Here is a 6978-nt window from a genome sequence, read left to right as displayed (position 1 = left end):
GAGGGGTTCCGGGCGGTTTCTGTTTCTCGCCTTCTTTTTTGTGGGTCTTTTTTTTTTGTGTCCCTCCTCCCCCCTCTTGCCTCCCCCCCCCCGCCCCCCGGCCACGGTGTCGTTCGGGCCGGGACCCGTGGACGTCAGGTCGTCCAGGAGACGGTGAACGCCTCGGTGTCGATCAGGCGCTGCGTCTGGACGAAGCTGCCGTACTTCCCGCCGGCCGCCTTGTTGACCGGGAGCGGGACGTGGCCCCGCACGCACGACTCCTTGTACGTGACCGGGTGTCCGGTCGTCTCACGGAACGTCCAGTTGCCGTTGGTGAATTGGGGGACGATCTCGGCGCACAGCCCGCCGTTCGTGCCGCCCTGGTACGTCCCGGCGAAGGGGAACTCGTCGCAGCTGTCCTCCGGGAACGCGACCGGGTCCAGCTGGGCGAACGGCACCGTGCTCTGCGCGCCGCAGGTGCGCTTGCGGTTCGGCTCGCTGTCGCCCTTCAGTCGCGTGAACTGCTTGGGCATGTTGGGCAGGTAGTTCAGTGCGAAGGCGTAGGTCGCGGCCGCCGCACCGTAGTCCGTCAGGGAGTAGGACAGGTCGGGCCGGACGTCGGCGTAGACGCATCCGGGCGAGCCCTTGCCCGGCTCGTGGACGGCGTTGTCGCAGCGGACCTTGCGCGGATTGGTCCAGTTGACGTTCGGCTGCAGGGGGATGGTGTTGTCCTGCGTGACGTACATGTGGTACTCGTTCGCCAGGGAGTCGACAGCCCCGACGGCGGGCGAGTCCGAGTACAGGACCGTACCCTGCGCCGACGTCCCGGGCGTCAGCGTACGGGCGCCCGCCCAGGGCTTGGCCGCGCCCATCTGGCAGGGCGCCGTACAGCTGGCGTCGAACGCGATGTTGAGGCTCGGCACGTTGCTGGTCGAGGACACCATGGTGACCGTCACCAGTTCGGTCCACATCGAGCTCGTGGCGCTCAGCGACATGCTCAGGTTGATCTTGAGCTGGGCCGAACCGATGGCGGTGCCCTTGTCGTCGCGCAGCGTGTAGGTCGTGGTCATGTCCTTCAGGCACGACCCGAACCGCTCGTACGACCAGTACCCCGCGCTGCCGATCGAGCACGCCCCGGCACCGTCCTGCGTGCTGCCGACGGCCTCGGAAACACTCCTACGACCCGCCGGGCCGTCGGTGACCTGCACGCACTCGGCCGCCGCACCCGCCTTCCCAGGCGCCGACCCCACGGCCACCTCCGTGCACTGAACCCCACCCGGCTCGGCCTTCACCGACAGGTCCTGCCGGTCCGCGGCGCTCACCGCCGTTCCCGGCCCCCCGATCCCCGGCAGACCCGCTGCCCCGGTGCCCGACTGAGCCGCCGACATGCCACCCGAAGCGACGACGAGCGAGACCGCGGCCGCCATCGATGCGGCCAGGGCGACCAGGCGCTGACCATGACGTTTCATCAACTTCCCTCCCCAAGAAGGCGCGAGTGCCATCAGTGGCACCAGCTGTCATTTGGGGCACACGGGTCGCAGCGCCCAGTGGGTTCACCCGGGTGGCGCAAGGGGCGAGAACAATACAGAGATACAGAACCGGTGGACGCTGATGGTGTGAGTGGACGTTAAGTCCGTTTCCGGTAGCGGCCTCGTCCGGGTTGAGCGAGGAAGCCTTGGCGGGTGAGGCGTCCGAGGCGGCTGCGGGTGATGTTGACGGACGCACGGGCAGGCGGTTCCCCACATCCGGACGATCGGCCGGATGGCTTCCACGCTCGCCGCGGGACCGGACGCCGCCCGGCGTCGCGGGCTGCTCACCGCAGCCCCTCTCGGTCCGCGACCGCACGGGCCGCTGGAGCACAACAGGTGTCCGGCCCGAGCCGAGGGCCGAGTGAGCCGATGGTACGAACAGCCTCCCCCGGTAGTGACGCGCACGCGAACGTGTGTGGACGGTGACGGGCCGCCACGCCCCGGCTGCCCGATCCGCCATCACCACCCGCACCTGGTGTGCGCGCGATCAGCGATGTGACGCATCGTCAGAAATGGACCCGGAAGTCTGATGAGCCCTAGAAACCGCCTTGGGGTCGGGGGCTCGTTGCATGGCCGAGTGCGTCACCGCCTACGCGGACGTCAGGGTTCGTCCCTCGTCAGGCGCGGCAGTGGAAGATGCCCCAACGTAGTTCCTCGCGGCGGGCGGCAGCCACCCACAGGGGCAGATTGGCCAGCAGGCTGTCGACGTAGGCGGGGCTGATGATGCGGCGCAGTTCCTGTTCGCGCCGGCGCGTCTCCTCGGTGATGTGCTCGTAGTGGCTGAGCAGTTGGTCGCTGCGGTCGTCGAAGTCGGTGTGGGAGAGCCCCAGGCCGGCGAGTGCGCGGCGGTAGAAGTGCGGCGTGGCCAGGGCGTCCACGCCCAGTCGGGAGACGGCGGCGCGCAGGGCGGCGGCGGGGGTGTCTTCGGCGGCCATCACGTCGGTGAAGACCAGGGCCCCCTCCGGCTTGAGGACGCGGACGGCTTCGCTGAGCAGGCGGGGGCGGTCGCCGCTGTGGCAGAAGGCTTCCTGGGACCAGACGACGTCGAAGCTGCGGTCGGGGTAGGGGATGTCGTGGAAGGACCCGGTGACGACCTCGATGAGGTGGTCGAGGCCGCGCTCGGCGTTCGTGGCGCGGTGGCGCTGGTTCTGGGTGTCGCTGAGGTTGAGGGCGATGACTCGGCATCCGAAGCGTTCGGCGAGGTAGCGGGTCGGGCCGCCGTAGCCGGAACCGAGGTCCAGTACCGAGCTGCCCGCGCGGACCAGGTCGCCGACCTTGTCCGCGGCCTGTTCGACGGTGTGACGAGAGGCGTCCGCGACGGATGCGTCCGCCCGGGCGTAGATCCCGGTGTGGATGTTCTCGCCGCCCCACACCGCGTCGTAGAACGCGTCGACGTCTGCGGTGCCGTAGTAGCTGCGGGTCGCTTCCTCGGAGCTCGCTGCGCTGCCGTGAGGCATGGTTTCTCCTCGCCCTGTCGTCCCGGTCGTGGTCCACCTACCAGCACACCCGACCTCCCGCCGCCCTGCCAGGCGGGAAACCGGCCAACCGGGAGGTAGGTGAACTCCGACAGGGCGCTTTCCAGGGCTCGTTGCCTGCGGGTGGCATTGACAGCGGGCGGCGTCCGGCTGAATGCTAAGCAAGCGCTTAGTCAACGAGGCCACACCCCGAGGACCCCGAGGAGCCGCCCGATGCCCGAGACCCCCGCCGAGCCGCCCGGGCTGGACCTGGCCCGCCTCCGCGCCCACCTGGACCGGGAGCTGCCCGGCCTCGTCCAGGGCCCGCTGCGGGCCGACCTCGTCGAGGGGGGTCGCTCCAACCTCACGTACGTCCTCACCGACGGCACCGACCGCTGGGTGCTGCGCCGCCCGCCGCTCGGGCACGTCCTGGCCACCGCGCACGACATGGGCCGCGAGTACCGCGTCATGACCGCCCTGCGCGACACCGACGTGCCCGTCCCGCGCACCCTGCTGCTCGATCCCGGCACGGACGTGCTCGGCGCCCCCTGGTACCTGATGGAGTTCGTCCCCGGCGTCGCGCACCGGGCCCTCGCCCCGATCGCCGCCCTCGGCGAGCAGCGCGTCCACGCGCTCGGGCGACGGCTGGTCGACACCCTCGCCGCCCTGCACCGGATCGGCCCGGCCGACGTCGGCCTCGCGGACTTCGGCCGCCCCGACGGCTACCTGGAGCGCCAACTACGCCGCTGGTCCACCCAGTTGGCGAACTCCCGCAGCCGCGAACTGCCCGACGTGGAACGGCTGCACGCCCTGCTCGCCGAGCGCCGGCCGATCTCCCCGGCGCCCGCCCTGGTGCACGGCGACTACCGGCTGGACAACGTGCTGGTCGGCGACGGCGACGCGATCACCGCCGTGCTGGACTGGGAGATGTCCACCCTCGGCGACCCGCTCACCGATGTCGGCCTGCTGGTGATGTACACCGAGGTCGCCGGCGTCGGCGGCGGCATCATCCCCTCCGCCGCGACCGCCCCCGGCTTCCCGAAGCCGGACGAACTCGTCGCGTACTACGCCGAGTTGACCGGCCGACAGGCCGCCGACCTGGACTGGTACGTCGCCTTCGCCTCCTTCAAACTCGCCGTCGTCGCCGAGGGCATCCACTACCGCTACCAGCAGGGCGGCACCCTCGGCGCGGGCTTCGAGCGGGCCGGCGAGATGGCCCCGATCCTCGCCCGGTACGGCCTGAGCACCCTCAAGGAGCACTGACCGATGGACTTCGCCTACGACGCCCGCACCAACGAACTCCGCGAGCAGCTGCTGGCCTTCATGGACCAGTACGTGCACCCGGCGGAGGCGGCCCTCGCGCAGCAGCTCGCCGACCCGGCCCGCGAGGCCTGGAGCACCCCGCCCGTGGTCGCCGAACTCCAGGCCGAGGCGCGCAAACAGGGCCTGTGGAACCTCTTCCTCCCCGGGGAGCGCGGCGCCGGCCTGACCAACCTCCAGTACGCCCCGCTCGCCGAAATCACCGGCCGCAGCCCGCAGTTGGCCCCGCCCGCGCTCAACTGCGCGGCCCCCGACACCGGCAACATGGAACTGCTCGCCCAGTTCGGCACCGCCGAGCAGCACGAGCGCTGGCTGCGCCCGCTGCTGGACGCCGAGATCCGCTCCGCCTTCGCGATGACCGAGCCCGAGGTCGCCTCCTCGGACGCCACCAACATCGCCACCCGGATCGAGCGCGACGGCGACGAGTACGTCGTCAACGGCCGCAAGTGGTACATCACCGGGGCGATGAACCCGCAGTGCCGGATCCTCATCGTGATGGGCAAGACCGACCCGGCCGCCGAACCGCACCGCCAGCAGAGCATGGTGCTCGTCCCGCGCGACACCCCCGGCGTCACCGTCAGGCGCGGCATGACGGTCTTCGGCTACGACGACGCGGACCACGGCGGCCACGCCGAGGTGCTGTTCGAGGACGTCCGCGTCCCGGTCGGGAACCTGATCGGGGAGGAGGGCGCGGGCTTCGCCATCGCGCAGGCCCGGCTCGGCCCCGGCCGGATCCACCACTGCATGCGCGCGATCGGCATCGCCGAGCGCGCCCTGGAGCTGATGTGCCGCCGGGTGAACGGGCGGGTCGCCTTCGGCCGGCCGCTCGCCGAGCAGGGCGTGGTGCAGGACTGGATCGCCGAATCCCGGGTCAGGATCGAGCAGTTGCGGCTGCTGGTGCTCAAGACCGCCTGGCTGATGGACACCGTCGGCAACCGGGGCGCGCACACCGAGATCCAGGCGATCAAGATCGCCACCCCGCGCACCGTCGAATGGATCCTCGACAAGGCCGTCCAGGCGCACGGCGCCGCGGGTGTCAGCCAGGACACCCCGCTCGCGCAGCTCTGGGCCGGCAACCGCACCCTGCGGCTGGCCGACGGACCGGACGAGGTGCACAAGCGCTCGCTGGCCCGGCGCGAGCTGCGGCGGCACCCGTAGGGGTGTCATACCGGAGTACTCAGGGGCAGGTTGGCTCCTGGGTATGACGGCTGCGGTCCGCCCCCGCCCGTACTGTCCTGATCAGCAGGCCAGCAGATCAGCAGATCAGCAGCCTGGCGGGCTGGCAGATCAACGGGGACGAGGAGAGACATCATGGGCGGGCGGGGACGGGCCGTGGCGGCGGTACTTCTGGCGGCGACGGCGGTGCTCGGAGTGGCCGGCGCCCCCGGGGCGGTGGCGGCAGCACCGGCGCCCGGGGCGGACGGCGGTGGCGAGCGCCAGGCCCGGGCCTGGCTGCCGGAGCCCACCGGGCCGTACCCGATCGGCACCACCACGCTGCACCTGACCGACACCGGGCGGGAGGACCCCTGGAAGCCCGGGCAGCGCCGCGAGCTGATGATCAGCCTCTGGTACCCGACCGCCCGCCCGGCCACCGGCGCCGACCGCGCCCGCTACATGGACCCCGCCGCCGGCGAACACTTCGGCACCGAGGGCAGCATCGGCCAGGCGAACCACGGCGCCACACCCGGCCGCACCGACTGGGCCGGCATCCGCACCCACGCCCGGCCGGACGCCCCCGCCCTGCCCGGCGGCCCGCGCCCGGTGGTGCTGTACTCGGCCGGCCTCGGCGACCCGCGCACCTGGGGCACGGGCCTGGTCGAGGACCTGGCCTCGCGCGGCTACGTCGTGGTGACGCTGGACCACACCTACGAGGCCTCCGAAGTCGCCTTCCCCGACGGGAACCTGGCCACCTCCGTGTTCCCCGCGCTGGTCGGACAGCCCGGCCTGGACATCGGCGCGGTGCTGCGCAAGTCGATGCAGACCAGGGTGGACGACACCCGCTTCGTACTGGACGAACTCGGCGGCCTGCGCCTGGACCCACGGCTGCCGGCCGGCCTCGCCGCCTCGCTGGACCTCGACCGGATCGGCATGGTCGGCCACTCGGCGGGCGGCTTCACCGCCCTCCAGGCCATGCACGACGACCCGCGCATCGCGGCCGGCGTCAACCTGGACGGCCAACTGCACTTCCCCGGGCCGGACGGCCACACCGGGGTGGACCTGCCCAGCGTCGCCCAGGACGGCCTGGACCGCCCGTTCCTGCTGATGGGCACCCGCAACGAGGACTCCGGGGACTACCACCGGCAGCCCGGCTGGGACGCCCTCTGGCAGCACAGCACCGGCTGGCACGCCGACGTCACGCTGAACGGCTCCCGGCACGGCTCCTACACCGACGCGCAGTCCCTGCTGCCCCAGCTCGCCCGGCAGGGCGCGATCACCCCGGAACGGCTGAGCGCCGACGTCGGCGACATCCGCCCCGACCGGGCGGTGCTCGCCACCCGCTCCTACGTCGCGTCCTTCCTCGACCGCTGGCTGCGCGGACACGACGACCACCTGCTGGACGGGCCCTCGGCGCGCTTCCCGGAGATGGTGTACGAGCGTTAGTACTGCAACCGCATCTGGGGGGTGTGTCCTCGGCGTTTGTAGTGGGAGTTGCGGGCGCGGGCTTGGCTTCGTCGTCGGAAGTGTGACCAGTGGAG

6 protein-coding genes are annotated in these 6978 nt (G+C 71.6%); 4 read left to right on the top strand and 2 right to left on the bottom strand.

The window, feature by feature from the left end; genetic code table 11:
- Positions 1-134 precede the first annotated feature (134 nt).
- Positions 135-1049: a hypothetical protein gene (locus ACFVX9_RS24355; protein ID WP_387983431.1), complete on the bottom strand. Its 915-nt coding sequence runs from the start codon at positions 1047-1049 to the stop codon at positions 135-137.
- Between ACFVX9_RS24355 and ACFVX9_RS24350 the strand changes: the two genes are divergently transcribed.
- On the top strand, positions 1048-1248 hold the full coding sequence (locus tag ACFVX9_RS24350) for a hypothetical protein (RefSeq protein ID WP_387983429.1): 201 nt from the start codon (positions 1048-1050) through the stop codon (positions 1246-1248). The two genes, ACFVX9_RS24355 and ACFVX9_RS24350, sit on opposite strands and share 2 nt — an antisense overlap.
- An 877-nt stretch (positions 1249-2125) precedes the next feature.
- Here the strand turns inward: ACFVX9_RS24350 and ACFVX9_RS24345 are convergent.
- Entirely contained in the window at positions 2126-2965 is an 840-nt protein-coding gene (locus tag ACFVX9_RS24345; protein WP_380371492.1) for an SAM-dependent methyltransferase, read from the bottom strand.
- Between the two features lie 231 nt (positions 2966-3196).
- Between ACFVX9_RS24345 and ACFVX9_RS24340 the strand changes: the two genes are divergently transcribed.
- The 3 genes from ACFVX9_RS24340 to ACFVX9_RS24330 all read left to right on the top strand — a co-directional run bounded on the left by ACFVX9_RS24340 (position 3197) and on the right by ACFVX9_RS24330 (position 6883).
- Entirely contained in the window at positions 3197-4225 is a 1029-nt protein-coding gene (locus tag ACFVX9_RS24340; RefSeq protein ID WP_387983427.1) for a phosphotransferase family protein, read from the top strand.
- 3 nt (positions 4226-4228) lie between these two features.
- Positions 4229-5440 carry an acyl-CoA dehydrogenase family protein gene (locus ACFVX9_RS24335; protein ID WP_387983426.1) on the top strand — a complete coding sequence of 404 codons (1212 nt, stop codon included), beginning with the start codon at positions 4229-4231 and terminating at the stop codon, positions 5438-5440.
- A 153-nt stretch (positions 5441-5593) separates the two neighbouring features.
- The gene (locus tag ACFVX9_RS24330) at positions 5594-6883 is read left to right on the top strand and encodes an alpha/beta hydrolase family protein (protein ID WP_380371486.1); all 1290 of its coding nucleotides are present in this window, start codon (positions 5594-5596) and stop codon (positions 6881-6883) included.
- Positions 6884-6978 lie beyond the last annotated feature (95 nt).

The organism is Kitasatospora sp. NPDC058243 (genome assembly GCF_042882025.1).
In the GTDB taxonomy this organism is placed as follows: domain Bacteria; phylum Actinomycetota; class Actinomycetes; order Streptomycetales; family Streptomycetaceae; genus Kitasatospora.
The sequence above is the reverse complement of the archived record's forward strand: the minus strand, read 5'-3'. Positions and strand labels throughout refer to the sequence as shown.